Consider the following 18,005-nt stretch of genomic DNA (forward strand, 5'->3'; position numbering starts at 1 on the left):
AACGGCGGCACCGGCACCTGAATGCGGGCAAGCTTCTTTTTGTTGAGTGTCTTACCCATGACGGCATCGTCGGTCTCTCGTTGAAGATCGACCGTCCGAAGTGTCCAATACAGATATTCAGGAAGGAGCCGAGTGTGATCCCGTATCGGCAGCGCAGCGATAGCCTCATTGCTATACATGGGGGCCGCGACGATCCCCACTTTTCCAATGCTGAGCTTGAAGCTGAGAACGACAGTTCCGGGGGCGATCGGGTCGCCCATAAGTTTGTGCGCGGCACTGGCCGTTATCTGCTCTTTTGTCCTTGTGAGCAGCTTCCCTTGGTTCATGTCGCTGATTGATAGCCAAGGTGAGCCCGGGCCCCAGTAACCTGGCTCATTCCGGGAAGGAGTGCGACCGATGTTGATCTCACACAGTTCGTCCAACGAACACGTTGGCCACCTCATCCCAACATCCCCTTCAACTCCGACATCCCCTGCTGGATTTCCCCTTCGATCCGCTCCAACTCCTCGATGATCTCCAACGGCGGCCGGTGTTCGACCTCTTCGTGCACGATCTCCTTGTACCGATTGATCGACAGGTCGTAGTCGTGGGCGGCGATATCGGCCTTGGGGACGCAGAAGCTTTGTTCGGTGCGGGCGCGGTCGCGTTCGCTGCCGTGGCGGCGGGACCAGCGGGCGAGGACATCGGGGAGGTTGTTCTTCGCGTGTTCCTCGGAAGTGATTGCGGTGGTGGGGAATACGCCGAGTTTGTCGTCGGGGAGTAGGGGATTGCGTTTGTCGTCGAGGCTGTAGCCGTCGGCGGTGACGTCGTAGAACCAGACCTGGTCGGTTTCATCACCCTTGGTGAAGAACAGGATGGCGGTGGAGACACCGGCGTAGGGCTTGAACACGCCGGAGGGCAGCTTCACGACGGCGTCGAGCTTGTTCTCCTCGACGAGCAGGCGGCGAAGTTCCTTGTGCGCCTTGGTGGAACCGAACAGCACGCCGTCGGGGACGATGACCGCGGCCCGGCCACCGGTCTTGAGCAGGCGCAGGAACAGGGCCAGGAACAGCAGTTCGGTCTTCTTGGTCTTCACCACTTGGAGCAGGTCTTTGGCGGTGGTCTCGTAATCGAGGCTGCCCGCGAACGGAGGGTTGGCGAGGATCATCGAGAACTTCGATTCCTCGGTAGCGACATTCTGGGCGAGCGAATCGCGGTAGCGAATATCCGGCGCTTCGATGCCGTGCATCAGTATATTCATGCTGGCGATGCGCAGCATGGTGGAGTCGAAGTCGAAACCGTGAAACATGCTGTGGTGGAAGTGTTTCGACTGCTCGAGGTTGGTGAGCATCTGCGGATGGGTCTGCTTGATGTACTCGGCGGCGCCGACCAGGAAGCCGGCGGTGCCGCAGGCCGGATCGCAGATGTCGTCGTGCGGGCCGGGAGCCATCATGTGGACCATCAGGCCGATGATGTGGCGCGGGGTGCGGAACTGCCCGTTCTGTCCGGCCGTGGCGATCTTGGCGAGCATGTACTCGTACAGATCGCCCTTGGTGTCGCCGTCGCCGAGGTCGATATCGGTCAGCATGTCCACGGCTTTGGTGAGCAGATTCGGCGTGGGGATGGTGAACCGGGCGTCCTTCATGTGCTCGGCATAGGTCGAGCCCTCGCCGCCCGCAGCGCGCAGCCAGGGGAAGACCTCGTCGCGGACCGTGGCGAACATCGCGTCGGGCCCGAGCTGCGCGAACTCCTTCCACCGCAGCCCCTGCGTCTCCTCGGTGTAGATGGGGTTGGCGATCGGCTCCCCGGTGAAGTGCGCCTCCCCGCTCATCGGCGGTCTGCAGATCGTCGAGCCGACGCAGGAACATCAGGTAGGTGATCTGCTCGATCACCTCCAGCGGATTGGAGATACCGCCCGACCAGAAGGCGTCCCACAATCGATCGATTCTGCTGCGCAGCTCACCGGTGATCATGCGGGAAGGTTATCCGACCGCACCGACGTCATCGGCAGGGTTCGCCACCTCGCGTGGGCTGGAGCAGTCTGCCTACGACGTTCACCCTGACCATCGTCTGATGGAGGGGTCGCCGTCAGGGAAGACCGCCGTCAGAGTGTGTCCGTGCTTTCCGCCGTCTCGAGCGCATGCAGGGAGACATATCGCTGTCGTTGGGTAAATGCAGTTCCGCGTCCGGTTGCATTGTGTGGGAGGGGTTTGGCCAGCGATCTGTGCGAAGGGTGGCCCGGTCCGGTAAGCAGGAATACCTGGTAAGCGCCCTCAGCCCAACCCATTTGACGCGCGGCGTCGATTACGGCGCCGATTTTGCGGTCCGTTCTGTCTTCGGAAGCTCGCAGTCTGGCGGCAGATTCGGCGGTCCACTCGACGTTGTCACGCCGATGTAAGACGAGCGGCACTTCGGGTTGAATCGCCGATTCCGTGTAGAAAGCGATGCGCTCGACTGGACGAAAGAAGCGTCCGGCCTGGCAGACGTAGGCCTGACACGACTGGTAGAGAGGCCATGCGACCCGCGCTGCGACCACAGCTGTGTCGACGGCGGCAACCGGTCGTTCGGAGTAAACCGCCATCCCTCGGCTCAGGTCGCGGATCCAGGATGCGGCATCTGGATCGATGTACGCGGCGACTTCGATAACCCGTCGCAGCTCGAACGGAATGTCGATGTTCAAGATCGAGTCGTGATGAGCGAGCCGATTCCGGAACTTGCGCACACCGTCGAGTGCGGCCGACACCTCTTTGCGCCGGCCTGATGAGTGTGGGAACGCGCGATGCAGGCAGTCACGCCAAAGCTGCTCGTACTTGGTGCCCAGCAGACCCGACCAGAAGCCGAAGCTCAAACCCGCGACGATCTGGTCGCGGTGTTCCCGGTCTTGTTGTCTCAGGCGCTCACGCACGGCATGCACCGCCGTTGACACGTTGTCGTTCAACGGAATCAGGAACCATGGAATGCCTCTGACAGATTCCTGGAAGTGTTCCCGCAGCGCGGAGTCCAGCGAGTTACGCAGCAGCACTTCCGTGTGTGCGAGTACCTCGAACGAGGCCGCGACTGTTCGAGCGCTCCATTCATACAGCGACAGGGCCAGCGCTCGGTCACCGCCGGCCGCCGTCAGGTACGGCGCCATCCGTGGGGCTGAAAGGAGGTCCCACACCTGAGTTTGGCTGTAGTCGACATCCCCCGTCATGGCCGGTATGCTAGCCGACGAACGCCCCAGTGTCGCCTCTGAGTTTTCTCACGCGCCTGGGGCTCCTTATTGCGCTATCGGCCTCTCTCGGCGGGCGTGTCACAACGCGTCAGCCTGCGTCGATTCTCCGATCGACGCATGGGTACGACAGCTTGATTGTCTCCTTCCGGCTACCAACGCCCGCGACCCCCGCGCTCGCGTTCCCGCAACCGTTCGCGTTCCGATCTGCCGCCGCGAGTCGACCCTGGGGAGGGGTGTTCCCGATGAAGGCGTTCCAGGCCGGGGGTCGGGCGGCTCTTGAACAGAAGATCCGTCACGTCCGGAGGCGGCCTCGTCCGCAGGAATTCATCGGCCAACTCTCGTTGCTTCCGCTCCCGCTCGATCGCCTCTCGCTCCAGCCGCGCACGCTCTTCAGCCTTAGCGGCTTCCTGGAGCCGAGCCTGGTCAGCCGCAACGGCGGACGCACGGGTCTGTCGCACCTGTTCGGCGTACGCGTTGAGCCCGCTCAACTCCGCGAGGGCGCGGGTTTCCCGTGCTTCGCGAGCCTCCTTGGCTTCGCGATCTTGGCGCTTGATGTTCTGCATGATGCCGCCGAACTCGCGCGCGACCCGCTCCGCCGCTTCGCGCGCGATGCGTTCTCGCTCCTCTCGCATGCGTTTCTGCTCGGCCGCAAGGAGCCGGGCAGCAACCTCACGTACCTTCGGCAGTCGCTCGGCAGCCCGGTGTTGCCGGTCTTCGCGCTCGCGTTGCTTCCGTTCGCGCTCGCGTCGCTCAGCGGCGTCGCGCATCCTCTGTAGCCGTTCGGCTGCGCGCTGTCGACGATGCAGGGCCTGCTCACTCATGAGCGCCAGCTGCCGGGCATCCTTCTCACGTTGCAATCCGAGTGCCCAGATCTCGCGGGCCTGCTCACGGGTGATGACCTGGTGAGTGAAGCGGTCCGGAAAATCCCGCTTCATACCGTCGATCAATTCGCGGACCTCTTTGGACATCTTCTCGCCCTGCACAGTCCGAATGGTGTGATGGCCGACGATGTTGCGCTCCATCAGCTCGCGGTCTTTCGCCAATTCCCTGGCATCATGCTTACTGTCGACTCTGCCGGATTTATCTTCGACGCTGAGGAGACGGCCGTCTTTCCCGGGTTTGGATTTGTCGATTCGGCGAGGACCCAGTGAGGTCATAATCTCTCGGCCGCGCTCGTATCCGTTGCGCTCACTCTGTGGGAAATAGCGGTCGGTTCCGTTCTCGAAAACTCTTCCCCGCGTATTACTGTCAAAACCGTGACGGTCATCGTCGTATCCGTCGCGAGGCATGGCTGTACCCACCCCCGAAACCCGACAAAGTCAGGTGGAGTTGTCGAGATACGCGTGATTACGTATCGAAATTTGTTTTACGGCGCACGCAGTCGTCCAACGTTCCCCAGACGAACCCGAATCGTTCACCGGCTTCACCGCTCGCGGCGGACTGCGCCATTCGCACCATCGACACGGCACTGACCGGATCGCCGGCGAAGCGCACACACGGGCCGATATCGGAGTACAGCGGCGCTCCCCACTCGGGAATGTTTGTCCACTCCATTCCGGTGCGGCGGATGAACATGTCGCCGAGGAAACACACGAATTGGTCGGCGATGTCGCGGTTTTCGGGCGCGGTCAGCGCGTCCGGATCAGGGAAGACGGCGCGCGCAGCCTCTTCGATCCGGCTTCGCAGCGGTGCCGCCCACCAATCGAGAGGCTCGGCCGGAAGGTCGGGCAAGGACAGCGTCTCTTCGAGGAATGTCCGGACCTGCGCCTGAATACGGGCCGGCGCGGTCCAGTCCAGCCAGGTCTGCGTCTTCTCGTCGAAGTCGATGTCGAAACCGATCTGCTCGGCGTCGCTCACGTTCCGCTCCCCTCGTCGATTGTTTGTTCGTCAGACTAGCTCGGCTCACTGTCAAAGTTCGTCGTCCTCTTCGTCCTCGATGTGCTGGCTTATTTCCTGTACAGAGCGGCCTTTCGGGGTGCGGCTCGGCCAGCACCACGTCGGCGAAAACGACGAGCAGCACGCCGAGAGCCACCGCGCAGAAGACCCGGACGCCGGTCACGGAAGTGTCCATAGTCGTTCACAGGGCAACCGGCGGTGCTGGCGGCGTGGCAGCTCGAACGAGACAGTCGCCGCCGGGTACTCGGCCGCCCAGTGCACGGCGAACCGCAGCGCGGCCGACATGCACGCCACAAACCTCAGCTCATGCTCGTTCGGGACAGTGATGCGGATGAGGAGAACGATGTCCGGGTCGTGCGGCAGGGGCGATTTCCGTTGAGCTTCAGGCGTATCCGTGAAGCTCATCGCGACCCGCTACTGCTTCCCGATCGGCGAATACTCGGCCAGGCCGGCCAAAACGTCCAGCAGTGTCTCCAGGTTCACGCCCTCGGGGAGAGGCCCGTCGTGGTCGTGCCGCGGCTGGAACGCGATACCGCGTGCTGCTGCTCGCTCGCGCGGGGTATCGACTGGCGGCACGATCTTGCCCGCCCGGACGAGGAAGCTGTAAGCGCTGGACTTGCGCGGGCACTCCAGCGCTCGACAACCCAAGTGCTGCTGCATGATTCGCTGCGCCGAGCCGACTGTAAGCGGCTGCTCCGGGTGCGCGTGGGCCACGTCGGAGGCTCCTGGCGCAGCGGCGGCCCACGTTGCTGGAGGGCAGACCGTCTCCAGGTCGAACATTTCGCAGACCCGGCTCGGGGTGTTGCCGACGGTCTCCAGGTCGTAGACGATCACCGCGTCGACGCTCAGGCCGGCGGCCAGACCGAGCGCGTAGCCAACGGGGTCGGGATCATCGAACGGTGGCCGCACGGTGTAGAGGTGGAGATACCCGAGCCGCGCGGCATGGCGCTGCACCTCGATCGCGTGCCGCGACGCTTCGCGGCCTGAGACTTCGGCACGTACCAGACATATCGCGGTGAGCTTGTGGTTCGGTTCGCCGGAATCCATTGCCTTTCCTCTCGTCTCGTTTCTGGACCGGCACCCACCGTCGGAAAGCAGTTGCCGCTGATCAGGCGTCGCTGTGGGTTGATCGACAGCAGGGGGACTGCGCAGACGGCGGGGCCGGTTCACGCCACCAGCTCGACGAAAATCGTGATCTGGGGCGCACATTCGAGCGTGATCGGCGAGAGTGGATACAGGTAGGGCAACTTCGCCCCGCAAGTTCATGCACCAAGTTGCGGGGTGCCGTTGAGCGCTACTGTCTGGATAGATGTGGGGAAGGGCATCGGATGACATCGGCAGGGCGGAGGAACCACCAGCTCGAAGAGCTGATCGCGCGTCGAGACTGGAAGCGGCGCGAAGTTGCCGAACGGATCAATGCCGCTTACGAGCAGATCACTGGCAAACCGGGCGCATACGACGAAGAGGCGGTTCGGCGGCTGGTGCGAGGCGTGACTCGCTGGCCCACGGAGGGATACCGGCGGGCCTTGGCGGAGACGTTCGGCGTCACCGCGGCGGAGCTGGGTCTTTACAACCTCGCGCGGTGCGAGCGAAACGCGCGCAAACTGGTACGGGGGTTGATGCTGCCCTACGCTGGAATGAGGGCGGCCAGGAGGTTGACGAAGTGCAGCGTCGAGAGCTTATGAGAGCCATCGCCGTCATCACGGCAGCAGCGCCCGCGATCACTGCGGCGCTGAACGCGGACGAGGTCGAACGTACGATTCGCGCTGTCTCGACTCCGCGCCGTGTCGACGCCGCGGTCCTGGACAATATCGAGGCGATGCTGAATCAGGCGCGCTTGCAGGACGATTTGCTCGGGCCGCAGGCAGCGATCCGGACGACTCTCACCCAAGTCGATATCGCAGAGGCCCTGTTGGCGGGTCCACGCGATCCGTTGGAACGGCGCCTGAAGTCGCTGCGGAGCAAGATTTCGACATCCGCAGGGTGGCAGTTGTTCGATCTGGGACGCGCCAACTTGGCTGAGGAACATTTCGAGACAGCCAGGGATGTGGCCGACGAGATCGGTGACGATGCCGCGGGAGCGATGGCCATGGCGGAGTGGTCGGGTATGACCGAGGAGATCGGGAAGCCTGCGGTGGCGACCGATCAGGCAGCCGCGGCGGAAAGGCGCGCAGCCCGTTCCGGAGATCCATTGCTACAAGCACATACCGCGGGTATCACTGCGCTCGCTCAGGCGAAGGCCGGTCACGGCGCCGACGCACGGCAGGCTCTCGCGCGGGCGGAGCGGTTCGACGTCACGACACCGCGTACGCCGGAGGAGTCACTGGCGTACTTCTGCACTGCGGGCCATCTTGCACGGATGCGGGCGAAGGCGCTGCACCAGATCGGGGACCTCGGCGCGGCGATCGACGCCGCGCAGGAGTCGTTGAGGTTGCAGGCGGTGCGTGACCGGGCAGCGTCACACATCCTCCTCGGGACCATCAACGTCGATGCCGGGGATATGGATGCCGGGCTCAGCGCCATCCTCGACGGCGCCGAAGCTGAGGCGGCGAACGGCTCGGCTCGGCTATCGGGCCAGTTGCAGAGTGCCCGCACGTTGGTTCATGTTCGTGCTCCGGGGTCCGAAGCGGCGCGGAAGCTGGATGCAAGGATGGCCGAGCTTCAACTGCTCTGATTCTGTGGTGGTCGAGGCTTATTGGTCATGGGCCTGATTGCACCGGCCCGCCTTCACCAACTTTCATGCACGGCCGAAGGGGAGGCCGCGAGTGTCCTGGTCGGAAGCGCGTTGAACGACGATGACGTCGAGTTCGTCGAGCACTGGTGCGTGCAGGTGGGGGACAAGGGCTGTGCCGGGTAGTCCGTTGCTCGGACTGGCTGGCCTGTGTCTGGGATACACCGCTCGGTGGTTCGGGCGTCTCGCGATGAAGCCCTCGCACTGGCGAAGTCGTTGGCCGCGCGTGCCGAGGCCGACCCGTCGGACGTCGACGTTCGGGCCGTCGACGGATATGACGACATCCGAAGCTTCCGGCACCTGTGGTGAGGCGCTTGGTCGATCAGTGGCTGGGGATCCGAATCGGCTGTTCGGAAATCCTCGCGAAATGCGGCCAGGTTTGCATGGCTGGTTCCGGTGGGCCGGGCGGGCTCGCGCGGCGACCGAGTGCCTCGATCGCCGCGCGCGGTCGCCGTGTTCAGCCGACCTGGTACATCGCTCGCGAATTGCGGATGTCCGGGTCGTAGGAGGCGCCGATGTCCGCAGGCGCGGGTTCGCTCGAGGGTGTCTGGAAGGGGCGTCGGCGGTCGTAGGCGAGGCCGGCGGCGGCGATGGCTACGCAGATCGCGGCGGGCAACAGCAATGCGGCCTTGTCGAATCGGCTGCTGACGATGGTGCCGAAGGCTCCGCCGGCGATGAATGCGACAACCGTGGCCGAGAGTACGGCGGCCCGCCACCGGTCGATTCCGTGCCGGCGGGAACGTCCGATGATCAGCCCGAGATCGGTGATGGTGCCGGTGAAATGGGTGGTGCGGATCTGCATCGTCCGCAGGCTGGAGGTGGTCCCGTTCTGTAGGCCGCAGGCGACGGCCGCGACGAAAACCGACAGGGTGTCGCTGGACCAGGCGACGGCCAGCAGAAGCAGGATCGCTTCGCCGATCATGATGGCGCTGTGCCGGGCGCCCGCATGGGTTTTCGCGGGTGCCAGAGTGGCGCCGGCGGACGCGGCTCCGGTCAGGAATCCGATCAGAATGAGTGCCAGCAGGCCGCCTTCGAACAGCCACGGGCTGGCGGTGTCCATCCCGAGCTGGGTGGTGGTTGCGGTCACATTTCCGACCGGGATGGCGAGGGTCAGGATGGCCACGGCGTTGACGTAGCCCGCGACGGTCGCGAGCAGTGATCCGTAACCGAGAACAAGTGCGTGGTGGGTGTTGTTGAGGCTCATGGCAGGCATACAGCTCCCCGAGTTGTTGTCTGTCGTGGGCGAACGGGACAAATCGTAACGGGCGCGCCTCAGAAAAAGCTGTGAAAATTTCCCGCGGTGGAAGATGGAACACGTTGCATGTCAACGCAATTCGGCACGACCCTGGTCTCGTGCCACCACTCGGAAGTGTGTGACGATGCCGATCTGCGTCGGTGACGACACGAGCGGAGTGTTCCGCGCGTTCACAATTCACCAATTCCCTTGTGCGGCACGTGATTTGCGAGCGCGGGTGCCTCGGCGCGGCACGACGGGCCGCCTCGATGGCCGACTGCGTCGACCGCATGTCGCTGGGCATGGTGGAAGTCCGAAACCTCTGGACCAACCTCTGGACCCGCGGAGTGTGGAGCACCGGCGGTGCTGAGGTGGTGCGGACCGAACTTCGCGTCATCGAACAACTCGGCCTCGATGAGGACATCGAGACCATCCTGAGCTCGCTGCCCGGCCAGTGCCGCATCATCCGGACAATGACCGGCCGCTCGGCCCAAGGGGCCGTTCCGCTGTCCACCCCGACCGCGGCCGCACCGACCTCGCTCGTCACCGGCTGGAGGGCGCCGAAGAAGAGTTGGAGGTGTAGCCGCGGCCGGTACGTGGCGAATACCCTCTTCCCGGCGGCCCGCTCGCCGAGAAGCCGAGAATCGGCACCACCGACCCGCTCGAACCCCGATTTTGCCCGCTCAACCCGCTCGCCTACACTAGACCGGTTGCTCGGGCACCCTCGTGCCCATTTGCGTGTGCGACGCTCCGGGCGACAGCAATCCACTCCGGTCGGCAATGGTGTCGGCCGGACCAGCCGAAATTGTCGTAGGCCCACGACCGCCCCGCGTGACGGTGCTGTATGGGAACCGCGGCGAGAAAGGTAACGGTCAACACATGACCATGACTGATCCGATCGCAGACTTTCTGACCCGTCTGCGCAACGCCAACTCGGCGTACCACGATCAGGTGAAGGCGCCGCACTCGAAGCTCAAGGCGAACATCGCCGAGATCCTCAAGCGCGAGGGCTACATCGCCGACTACCGCACCGAAGAGGCGACCGTCGGCCAGACCCTGATCGTCGACCTGAAGTACGGCCCGAGCCGGGAACGCAGCCTGCAGGGTGTGCGCCGCGTCTCGAAGCCGGGTCTGCGGGTGTACGCGAAATCCACCAACCTGCCCAAGGTGCTGGGCGGTCTGGGCGTGGCAATTATCTCCACGTCGAAGGGCCTGCTCACCGACCGTCAGGCCAAGCAGCAGGGTGTGGGCGGGGAAGTCCTCGCCTACGTCTGGTAAGGGAGGTAGGAACAATGTCGCGTATCGGTAAGAAGCCGATCCCGGTTCCCGCCGGCGTCGAGGTGACCATCGACGGCCAGCACGTGTCGGTGAAGGGTCCCAAGGGCACCCTGTCGCACACCGTCGCCGAGCCGATCACCGTCACCAAGGCCGAGAACGGTGAGCTGGAGGTGGCCCGTCCCGACGACGAGCGCCGCAACCGCTCGCTGCACGGCCTGAGCCGCACACTGATCAACAACATGATCGTCGGCGTGACGCAGGGCTACGAGAAGAAGATGGAAATCTTCGGCGTCGGTTACCGCGTGCAGCAGAAGGGTTCGAACCTCGAGTTCGCCCTCGGCTACAGCCACCCGGTTCCGGTCGAGGCCCCCGAGGGCATCACCTTCCAGGTCGAGGCCCCCACCAAGTTCTCGGTGTCCGGCATCGACAAGCAGAAGGTCGGCCAGATCGCCGCGGTGATCCACGGCCTGCGCAAGCCCGACCCGTACAAGGGCAAGGGCATCCGCTACGCCGGTGAGGTCGTTCGCCGCAAGGTCGGAAAGACGGGTAAGTAAGCCATGGCACAAACTGAAGCTCAGAAGGCCGCCCGCAAGCCGGTCGGCAAGGATGCGTCGACTCGTCGCCGGGTGTCCAAGGCCCGCCGGCACTTCCGTCTGCGCAAGAAGGTCCTCGGCACCGCCGAGCGTCCGCGTCTGGTCGTGTTCCGCTCCTCGCGGCATCTGCACGCCCAGGTGATCGACGACTCCGTCGGCAAGACCGTCGCCGCCGCCTCCTCGGTGGAGCCGGATGTGCGCGCGCTCGACGGCGACAAGTCCGCCAAGGGCAAGAAGGTCGGCGAGCTGATCGCCGCCCGCGCGAAGGCCGCCGGTGTGGAGGCCGTGGTGTTCGACCGCGGTGGCCACGACTACCACGGCCGCATCGCCGCTCTGGCGGATGCTGCTCGCGAAGGTGGGTTGAAGTTCTGATGCAGAAGCGACTCACGGACCGAATGAACATGAACGGAAGGAACGTCTGATGCCGGGACGTCAGCGGCGTGACGGCGGCAACGGACCCGCCGGACAGGGTGGCAACGAGCGCGAGCAGCGCGGTGGCGGTCGCGACCGTCGCGGCGGTGACCGCCGGGACAATGCCGCCGAGAAGAACCAGCTCGAGCGTGTTGTCGCGATCAACCGTGTGTCCAAGGTCGTGAAGGGTGGTCGTCGCTTCAGCTTCACCGCCCTGGTGATCGTGGGCGACGGCAACGGCCTGGTCGGTGTCGGATACGGCAAGGCCAAGGAAGTTCCCGCGGCCATCCAGAAGGGTGTCGAGGAGGCTCGCAAGGGCTTCTTCCGCGTCCCGATGATCGGCAGCACCATCACGCACCCGGTGCAGGGTGAGGCTGCCGCCGGTGTCGTCATGCTGCGTCCGGCCTCGCCCGGTACCGGTGTGATCGCCGGCGGTGCGGCGCGTGCCGTGCTGGAATGCGCCGGTATCCACGACATCCTGGCCAAGTCGCTCGGTAGTGACAACGCCATCAACGTCGTGCACGCCACCGTGGCCGCCCTCAAGCAGCTGCAGCGTCCGGAAGAGGTGGCCGCTCGCCGCGGTCTGCCGCTCGAGGACGTCGCTCCTGCGGGCATGCTGCGTGCGCGCGCGGGACAGGGAGTCTGATATGGCACAGCTCAAGGTGACCCAGATCAAGTCCACGATCGGCGCCAAGAAGAATCAGCGGGAGTCGCTTCGCACCCTCGGCCTGCGCGGTATCCGCCAGACCGTGGTCCGCGAGGACAACGCCCAGAACCGCGGGCTGATCAACGTCGTGCGCCACCTCGTTTCCGTTGAGGAGGAAACCGCATGACCCCCATCAAGCTCCACCACCTGCGGCCCGCCCCGGGCGCCAAGACCGAGAAGATCCGTGTGGGTCGCGGTGAAGGCTCCAAGGGTAAGACCGCCGGTCGCGGTACCAAGGGTACGAAGGCTCGCAAGAACGTGCCGGCCCGCTTCGAGGGCGGCCAGATGCCGATCCACATGCGCCTGCCGAAGCTGAAGGGGTTCACCAACCCGTTCCGCGTCGAGTACCAGGTCGTGAACGTCGGCGATATCGCGCGGCTGTTCCCGCAGGGCGGCACGATCGGCAAGGACGAGCTCGTCGCTGCCGGTGCCGTGCGCAAGAACCAGTTGGTGAAGGTGCTCGGCGAGGGCGAGATCAGCGTGGCCGTTCAGGTCAGCGCCGACAAGTTCTCCGGCTCCGCCAAGGAGAAGATCACCGCCGCCGGTGGTACCGCCACCGAACTGGGCTGACAGTTACTGGTAATCCAGTCGGGGCGCCGGACGGGTGAGAGCCCGTCCGGCGTCGCTGTTAGAGTTCAAGTGTTGTCTGCCAACCAGTCTGCCCCGTCGTCGTGGCACAGGACCGGATCTCATTCGTGAGGGCACCGGTATGTGCCGAGGTGACGGAAGTGGGCGTGACCCCCGTGTCGTCAGCCAGGAGGATCTGTGCTTTCCGCCTTCGTGTCGGCTTTCCGGACCCCGGACTTACGGCGGAAGATTCTCTTCACGCTGGGCCTGATCGCGTTGTACCGCGTCGGTGCCTCGCTGCCGTCGCCCGGTGTCGACTACAAGGCGATCCGCCATTGCATCGACGTCGTCTCCGGTGGTGACAACGCCGGTATCTACCAGCTGATCAACCTGTTCTCCGGTGGTGCGCTGTTGCAGCTGTCGGTGTTCGCGATCGGGATCATGCCCTACATCACCGCGAGCATCATCATCCAGCTGCTGACGGTGGTCATCCCGCGGTTCGAGGAGCTGCGAAAAGAAGGCCAGTCCGGTCAGAACAAGATGACGCAGTACACGCGTTATCTGTCGATCGCGCTGGCGATTCTGCAGGCCACGGGTCTGGTCGCCCTGGCCGCGCGCGGTCAGCTGCTGCGCGGCTGCCCGGAGGACATTCTGGCCGACACCAGCATCTTCGGCATGATCATCATCGTGCTGGTGATGACGGCCGGCGCCGCCCTGGTGATGTGGTTCGGCGAGCAGATCACCGAGCGCGGTATCGGCAACGGCATGTCGCTGCTGATCTTCGCCGGTATCGCGGCCCGCATCCCGAGCGAGGGCAAGCAGATCCTCGACAGCAAGGGCGGCCTGATCTTCGGGCTGGTGTGTGCCGCCGCCTTCGTGGTGATCGTCGGCGTGATCTTCGTCGAACAGGGCCAGCGCCGAATCCCGGTGCAGTACGCCAAACGCGTGGTCGGCCGGAAGATGTACGGCGGCTCGTCGACCTATCTCCCGCTGAAGGTCAACCAGGCCGGTGTGATCCCGGTGATCTTCGCCTCCTCGCTGCTGTATCTGCCGAACCTGGTGGCGCAGCTGACCCAGTCGTCGAACTCCGACAGCTGGTGGCAGAAGATCATCCAGAAGTATCTGGTGAACCCGGGCAACCCGGTGTACGTCGTGATCTACTTCGCGTTGATCGTGTTCTTCACCTACTTCTACGTCGCGATCACCTTCAACCCGGAGGAACGCGCGGACGAGATGAAGAAGTTCGGTGGCTTCATTCCCGGTTACCGTCCGGGTAAGCCGACCGCCGACTATCTGAACTATGTACTGAGCCGAATCACCCTCCCCGGTTCGATCTACCTCGGTGCTGTTGCCGTACTGCCCAACCTGCTGTTGCACATCGGTGCCGGCGGTGGCGGTTCGAACTTCCTGCCGTTCGGCGGCACGTCGGTGCTGATCGTCGTGAGCGTCGGCCTCGATACGGTCAAACAGATCGAGAGCCAACTGATGAACAGAAATTACGAAGGGTTCCTCAAGTGAGACTCGTACTGCTCGGACCGCCGGGTGCCGGTAAAGGGACACAGGCCGAACTGCTGTCGGACAAGCTGGGTGTTCCGCACATCTCCACGGGGAATTTGTTCCGTGCGAACATCTCCCAGCAGACCCCGCTGGGCCGCGAGGCGCAGAAGTACCTCGACGCCGGCAATCTGGTGCCCAGCGATGTGACCAACCGGATGGTGGAGTCCCGCATCGCCGAGCCCGACGCCGTGAACGGATTCGTGCTCGACGGCTACCCGCGCACCGTGGACCAGGCCGAGGCGCTGGAGAAGATGCTCAAGGAGTCCGGCCATTCGCTGGACGCCGTGCTGAGCTTCGAAGTTCCCGAGGAGACGCTCGTCGAGCGCCTGGTCGAGCGCGGCCGCACCAGCGGTCGCACCGACGACAACGAGACGGTCATCCGCAACCGGATGAACGTCTACCGCGAGGAGACCGAGCCCCTGCTCGAGCACTACGACGGTCTCGTCGTGGCCGTCGACGGGGTCGGCGAGATCGCCGAGGTCAACAGCCGCGCGCTCCGGGCCCTGGGTCGCTGACGCGGATGGTTTTCGGCCTCAAGCAGAAGAAGGTGGTGCCGTTCCGCACCGCCGGTGAGCTCGACGCCATGGCCGCGGCCGGCGCGATCGTCGGCCGCGCGCTGGTCGCCGTGCGCGCGGCCGCCAAGCCCGGCGTGTCGACCTGGGAACTGGACGAGGTCGCCGAGCAGACCATTCGCGACGCGGGCGCCGTCCCGTCCTTCAAGGGCTATCACGGCTTCCCGGGCTCGATCTGTTCGTCGGTGAACGACCGGGTGGTGCACGGCATTCCGTCGAAGGACGAGATCCTCGCCGAGGGCGATCTGGTCTCCATCGACTGCGGGGCGATCCTCGACGGCTGGCACGGTGATTCGGCCTGGACCTTCGGTATCGGCGAGATCATCGAGGCCGACCGCCTGTTGAGCGAGGCCACCCGGCTGTCGATGGACGCCGGGATCGCGGCGATGCTGCCGGGCAACCGGCTCACCGACGTCTCGCATGCGATCGAGCTGGGCACCCGGGCCGCCGAGAAGGAGCACGGGCGGGCCTACGGCATCGTCGACGGCTACGGCGGGCACGGCATCGGCCGTCAGATGCATATGGATCCGTTCCTCGCCAACGAGGGCGCACCCGGGCGTGGCCCCAAGCTGGTGGTCGGTTCGGTGCTGGCCATCGAGCCGATGCTGACCCTGGGCACCACGGAAACCACTGTGCTGGACGATGATTGGACCGTCGTCACCGCCGACGGCAGCCGGGCCGCGCATTGGGAGCACACGGTCGCGGTCACCGAGGACGGCCCGCGGATTCTGACCGTTCGGCCCGAATAGTTCGTCCGCCCGACGCACCCGTCGCCATCGCGGCACGGGTGCGTCGTGCTGTTCATCTCATCCGTGCGGTCATGGTGGTCAGTGGCACCACCCCGGTCCAGCCACACGGCCGGTCGCAGCTGGCGACGACCGTCGTGGCTTCCGCGAAATCCGCGGAAGCGCGTGCGGGATAACCACATTCGGGGCATTTGCCGAAATAGTCGAGAACCTCGTGCATGCCGAGATTCGCGGCCGTGCTGCGGTCGGGCACGGGTCCTCCTCAGATCCGGCGTACCGCCGTGTGGGTGGTGCGCGGTGATGAAAAATCTGCTGGTCGAGAACCTAACTCGCGCAGGTGAGCCGCCGATCGGTTCCGGTCACGGCATTGGACATTTCACAACCGGGCAGGTGCGGTGCTGCGGGTGTGCCACAGCCGCGCCGACGGTGGGTCGCGCAACGTTCACTGCTCCAGCAGGATCGTCACCGGCCCATCGTTGATCAGCGAAACCTCCATATGGGCGCCGAAGCGGCCGGTCGCGACGGTGGCGCCCAGGTCGCGCAGGGCGGTCGCGAAGGCCTCGACCAGCGGCTCGGCGATCGGCCCCGGGGCGGCGGCGGACCACGACGGGCGGCGACCCTTGGCGGTATCGGCATACAGCGTGAACTGACTGACCACCAGAACCGGAGCGTTCAGGTCGGCGGCGGACCGTTGACCGTCGAGGATGCGGAGTCGAAACAGCTTGTCGGCCAAGGACTTCGCGGTGGCCGGCGTGTCGTCGTGGGTGACGCCGACGAGGGCCAGGAGACCGTGCGGGGCACCGGATGCGGCCGGATCTATCCGCCCGACCACCTCGTCGTCCACGACGACCTGGGCCGATTTCACTCGCTGAACCAGTACGCGCACGTCGACATCATCGCAGGGATGGTTCGTCCGAGCGGCGGCGCCTCGGCTCGTCCTCGACCGACGGGGTGACACCGCTCCGGTTAGGATCGCGGCAACGGCGAGCGAGGAGGTGGGCGATGCAGGTGACCTACTGCCGGCGGTGGAGCTTCCGCACACAGCGGGTGACCGATCCGCTCACGGTGGAGCAGGCCGCGAAGCTCGACGCGGCCGGTGAGTGGTACACGGTCGTCCTCGGTGCACCGACCGCGCCGACCGCGATTCTGGACGTGGTGCGCGGTAACCGGCACATCGACGTGACGTTCCCGGACGATCGGGGCCGCCAGGTACTGACCTACGACTTCCGGCAGGTCGGCGACGACACCATGTTTCTGACCACGATGACCCGGTGGGAGTACGGCGACGAGCAGGCCCGCACCATCTCGCAGGCGGACGTCGTCGACAAGTTCTCCTACCGCGACGACGGCAAGGTACATCGCGAGGTCCGCGATGTCCGTGCCCGGGAGCGCCGGACCACGGATTTCTCCGGTGTCGATGTCTCGATCAACTGGGAGCCGGTGCCCGCCTTCGGTGACTGGGCATCGATCGCACGCCGCGAACGCTGAGCCCGCCGGAGCGAAATACCGCCGCGCAGAGGCTGTTTGCGCGCGAAATGTGCGCCGGACGGGTGCGCGCAAACGGGTCGGTAGCTGCCGTTCACGTTGCTGTCACCGATGGTTGGTTCGCGGCTGCCATTGTCGAGGCAGTCGCGGGCTCCGCCCGCGTGAGCACTGGAGGGAGGGAGCGCGATGGCCGACAGGTTGGAAGCGGAAGCCGAACTGTTCCGCAAGGCCGCTTATCGGACCGGTGATGTCCGCGACCGGATCAACAACGTGCTGAACACCTTGCGGGCGAATCTCGCCGCCCGCGGAAACCCCTGGGGCACGGACTCGATCGGCCATCAGTTCGCGCACGGCGCCGGTGGCGAGGGCGGCTACCTCGACTCCAAGAAGAATATGATTCAGGGCGCGGAGAACGTCGCGGGGACGATGGACAGCTTCCATCAGGGGCAGATCAAGAGCGCCGAATACCTGGAGAGCATGGAACGCCGCAACCGCGACGGCTTCCGGTGACGCGAGGCATCTCGACCCCATGACGAACGAGCGTGCCAAGAACGATCTGGCCGGCATCATCGACAGCGCGGAGGAACAGCTGCGCACCATCGCCCGGCTGCAACACGAGCGGGCCCGATTGACCGCCAGCGCAACGGTTTCCGGTAAACGCGTCACCGTCACCGTGAACGCCGACAACACGGTGGTGGAGACCAGATTCGGCCCGAATATCGAGGATCTGAGCTACAGCGAGATCGCCAAGGCCGTGACCGAGGCGGCCCAGCAGGCGGCCGCCGAGCTGGCGCGCCGGACGCAGGAACTGTTCGCGCCCTTGCAGGCGCAGCGGGCCCGGATGCCGAAGCTCACCGATCTGGTCGAGGGCATGCCGGATCTGCGTCTGCCGGAGGCGCCACCGGTGTCCAACGCAGGGCCCAATGCACCGGAGCGGCAGCGGGATTCGGGCGCCGGCGGCTTCGCCGATGCCGAGACCTTCGAGCACCGGAACACCCGTGGCGGTGGGATCACCGACTCCAGTTGGTGAGTACCG

Annotated in this window: 23 protein-coding genes and 1 pseudogene; 13 read left to right on the forward strand and 11 right to left on the reverse strand. The window is 65.1% G+C overall.

The features are described from left to right. From ON37_RS04030 to ON37_RS33610, 8 genes and pseudogenes are all read right to left on the reverse strand, one after another. On the reverse strand, window positions 1-443 hold a 443-nt coding region (locus ON37_RS04030), incomplete at its 3' end, for a restriction endonuclease subunit S (protein WP_040716875.1). Beyond that, window positions 440-1,810 carry a class I SAM-dependent DNA methyltransferase gene (locus ON37_RS04035; RefSeq protein WP_245553010.1) on the reverse strand — a complete coding sequence of 457 codons (1,371 nt, stop codon included), beginning with the start codon at window positions 1,808-1,810 and terminating at the stop codon, window positions 440-442. The genes ON37_RS04035 and ON37_RS04030, both read right to left, overlap by 4 nt. Window positions 1,811-1,859: 49 nt before the next feature. Next, window positions 1,860-1,952, reverse strand: a pseudogene (locus tag ON37_RS33970) (hypothetical protein); the annotation flags it as partial. A gap of 131 nt (window positions 1,953-2,083) precedes the next feature. Continuing rightward, window positions 2,084-3,172 carry a hypothetical protein gene (locus ON37_RS04040; RefSeq protein WP_210742367.1) on the reverse strand — a complete coding sequence of 363 codons (1,089 nt, stop codon included), beginning with the start codon at window positions 3,170-3,172 and terminating at the stop codon, window positions 2,084-2,086. 170 nt (window positions 3,173-3,342) lie between these two features. After that, the gene (locus ON37_RS32695; RefSeq protein ID WP_157171345.1) at window positions 3,343-4,494 is read right to left on the reverse strand and encodes a hypothetical protein; all 1,152 of its coding nucleotides are present in this window, start codon (window positions 4,492-4,494) and stop codon (window positions 3,343-3,345) included. 46 nt (window positions 4,495-4,540) lie between these two features. Then, complete coding sequence (locus tag ON37_RS04055) at window positions 4,541-5,050, reverse strand: hypothetical protein (RefSeq protein ID WP_040716829.1); 510 nt, start codon at window positions 5,048-5,050, stop codon at window positions 4,541-4,543. Window positions 5,051-5,248: 198 nt separating this feature from the next. Further along, window positions 5,249-5,494 carry a hypothetical protein gene (locus ON37_RS04060; RefSeq protein ID WP_040716832.1) on the reverse strand — a complete coding sequence of 82 codons (246 nt, stop codon included), beginning with the start codon at window positions 5,492-5,494 and terminating at the stop codon, window positions 5,249-5,251. A gap of 9 nt (window positions 5,495-5,503) precedes the next feature. After that, complete coding sequence (locus tag ON37_RS33610) at window positions 5,504-6,136, reverse strand: hypothetical protein (RefSeq protein WP_040716833.1); 633 nt, start codon at window positions 6,134-6,136, stop codon at window positions 5,504-5,506. 262 nt (window positions 6,137-6,398) lie between these two features. Between ON37_RS33610 and ON37_RS04075 the strand changes: the two genes are divergently transcribed. Continuing rightward, window positions 6,399-7,763 (forward strand): NsdA family TPR-like regulatory protein, encoded by a 1,365-nt coding sequence (locus tag ON37_RS04075; protein ID WP_505785370.1) that lies wholly within the window; start codon window positions 6,399-6,401, stop codon window positions 7,761-7,763. 514 nt (window positions 7,764-8,277) lie between these two features. On the opposite strand, the gene ON37_RS04085 is transcribed toward ON37_RS04075, so the two are convergent. Further along, window positions 8,278-9,033 carry a YoaK family protein gene (locus tag ON37_RS04085; protein WP_085997220.1) on the reverse strand — a complete coding sequence of 252 codons (756 nt, stop codon included), beginning with the start codon at window positions 9,031-9,033 and terminating at the stop codon, window positions 8,278-8,280. Window positions 9,034-9,933: 900 nt separating this feature from the next. On the opposite strand from ON37_RS04085, the gene rpsH reads away from it, so the two are divergent. The 9 genes from rpsH (at window position 9,934) to map (ending at window position 15,487) form a co-directional block, all read left to right on the forward strand. Further along, window positions 9,934-10,332, forward strand: a complete 399-nt coding sequence (gene rpsH, locus ON37_RS04090; protein WP_040716883.1) for a 30S ribosomal protein S8 — start codon at window positions 9,934-9,936, stop codon at window positions 10,330-10,332. Window positions 10,333-10,346: 14 nt separating this feature from the next. Continuing rightward, window positions 10,347-10,886: a 50S ribosomal protein L6 gene (gene rplF / locus ON37_RS04095; RefSeq protein WP_040716840.1), complete on the forward strand. Its 540-nt coding sequence runs from the start codon at window positions 10,347-10,349 to the stop codon at window positions 10,884-10,886. Window positions 10,887-10,889: 3 nt separating this feature from the next. After that, entirely contained in the window at window positions 10,890-11,297 is a 408-nt protein-coding gene (gene rplR, locus ON37_RS04100; protein WP_040716842.1) for a 50S ribosomal protein L18, read from the forward strand. A gap of 49 nt (window positions 11,298-11,346) precedes the next feature. Continuing rightward, window positions 11,347-11,982 (forward strand): 30S ribosomal protein S5, encoded by a 636-nt coding sequence (gene rpsE / locus ON37_RS04105; protein ID WP_040716844.1) that lies wholly within the window; start codon window positions 11,347-11,349, stop codon window positions 11,980-11,982. Between the two features lies 1 nt (window position 11,983). Further along, window positions 11,984-12,169 (forward strand): 50S ribosomal protein L30, encoded by a 186-nt coding sequence (gene rpmD, locus ON37_RS04110; RefSeq protein ID WP_030513404.1) that lies wholly within the window; start codon window positions 11,984-11,986, stop codon window positions 12,167-12,169. Then, the gene (rplO, locus tag ON37_RS04115) at window positions 12,166-12,612 is read left to right on the forward strand and encodes a 50S ribosomal protein L15 (RefSeq protein ID WP_040716845.1); all 447 of its coding nucleotides are present in this window, start codon (window positions 12,166-12,168) and stop codon (window positions 12,610-12,612) included. The genes rpmD and rplO overlap by 4 nt, the downstream gene beginning before the upstream one ends. A 195-nt stretch (window positions 12,613-12,807) precedes the next feature. Beyond that, on the forward strand, window positions 12,808-14,127 hold the full coding sequence (gene secY / locus ON37_RS04120) for a preprotein translocase subunit SecY (protein ID WP_040716847.1): 1,320 nt from the start codon (window positions 12,808-12,810) through the stop codon (window positions 14,125-14,127). Beyond that, window positions 14,124-14,681, forward strand: a complete 558-nt coding sequence (locus ON37_RS04125; protein ID WP_040716849.1) for an adenylate kinase — start codon at window positions 14,124-14,126, stop codon at window positions 14,679-14,681. The genes secY and ON37_RS04125 overlap by 4 nt, the downstream gene beginning before the upstream one ends. Window positions 14,682-14,686: 5 nt before the next feature. Further along, window positions 14,687-15,487, forward strand: a complete 801-nt coding sequence (gene map / locus ON37_RS04130; protein WP_040716850.1) for a type I methionyl aminopeptidase — start codon at window positions 14,687-14,689, stop codon at window positions 15,485-15,487. 52 nt (window positions 15,488-15,539) lie between these two features. Here the strand turns inward: map and ON37_RS04135 are convergent, their stop codons facing one another. Together ON37_RS04135 and dtd are read right to left on the reverse strand one after the other, a co-directional pair. Beyond that, a complete protein-coding gene (locus ON37_RS04135) occupies window positions 15,540-15,737 on the reverse strand; it encodes a hypothetical protein (RefSeq protein ID WP_040716852.1) in 198 nt (65 codons plus the stop codon). 189 nt (window positions 15,738-15,926) lie between these two features. Continuing rightward, on the reverse strand, window positions 15,927-16,370 hold the full coding sequence (dtd, locus tag ON37_RS04140; protein ID WP_040716854.1) for a D-aminoacyl-tRNA deacylase: 444 nt from the start codon (window positions 16,368-16,370) through the stop codon (window positions 15,927-15,929). Between the two features lie 116 nt (window positions 16,371-16,486). Between dtd and ON37_RS04145 the strand changes: the two genes are divergently transcribed. The 3 genes from ON37_RS04145 to ON37_RS04155 all read left to right on the forward strand — a co-directional run bounded on the left by ON37_RS04145 (window position 16,487) and on the right by ON37_RS04155 (window position 17,999). Further along, the gene (locus ON37_RS04145) at window positions 16,487-16,972 is read left to right on the forward strand and encodes a hypothetical protein (RefSeq protein WP_040716856.1); all 486 of its coding nucleotides are present in this window, start codon (window positions 16,487-16,489) and stop codon (window positions 16,970-16,972) included. A gap of 183 nt (window positions 16,973-17,155) precedes the next feature. Next, window positions 17,156-17,479, forward strand: coding sequence for a hypothetical protein (locus ON37_RS04150; RefSeq protein WP_040716858.1), 324 nt, complete (start codon window positions 17,156-17,158; stop codon window positions 17,477-17,479). A gap of 19 nt (window positions 17,480-17,498) precedes the next feature. After that, entirely contained in the window at window positions 17,499-17,999 is a 501-nt protein-coding gene (locus tag ON37_RS04155; RefSeq protein WP_040716861.1) for a YbaB/EbfC family nucleoid-associated protein, read from the forward strand. Window positions 18,000-18,005 lie beyond the last annotated feature (6 nt).

The organism is Nocardia veterana NBRC 100344 (assembly GCF_000308855.1).
Lineage (GTDB): Bacteria > Actinomycetota > Actinomycetes > Mycobacteriales > Mycobacteriaceae > Nocardia > Nocardia veterana.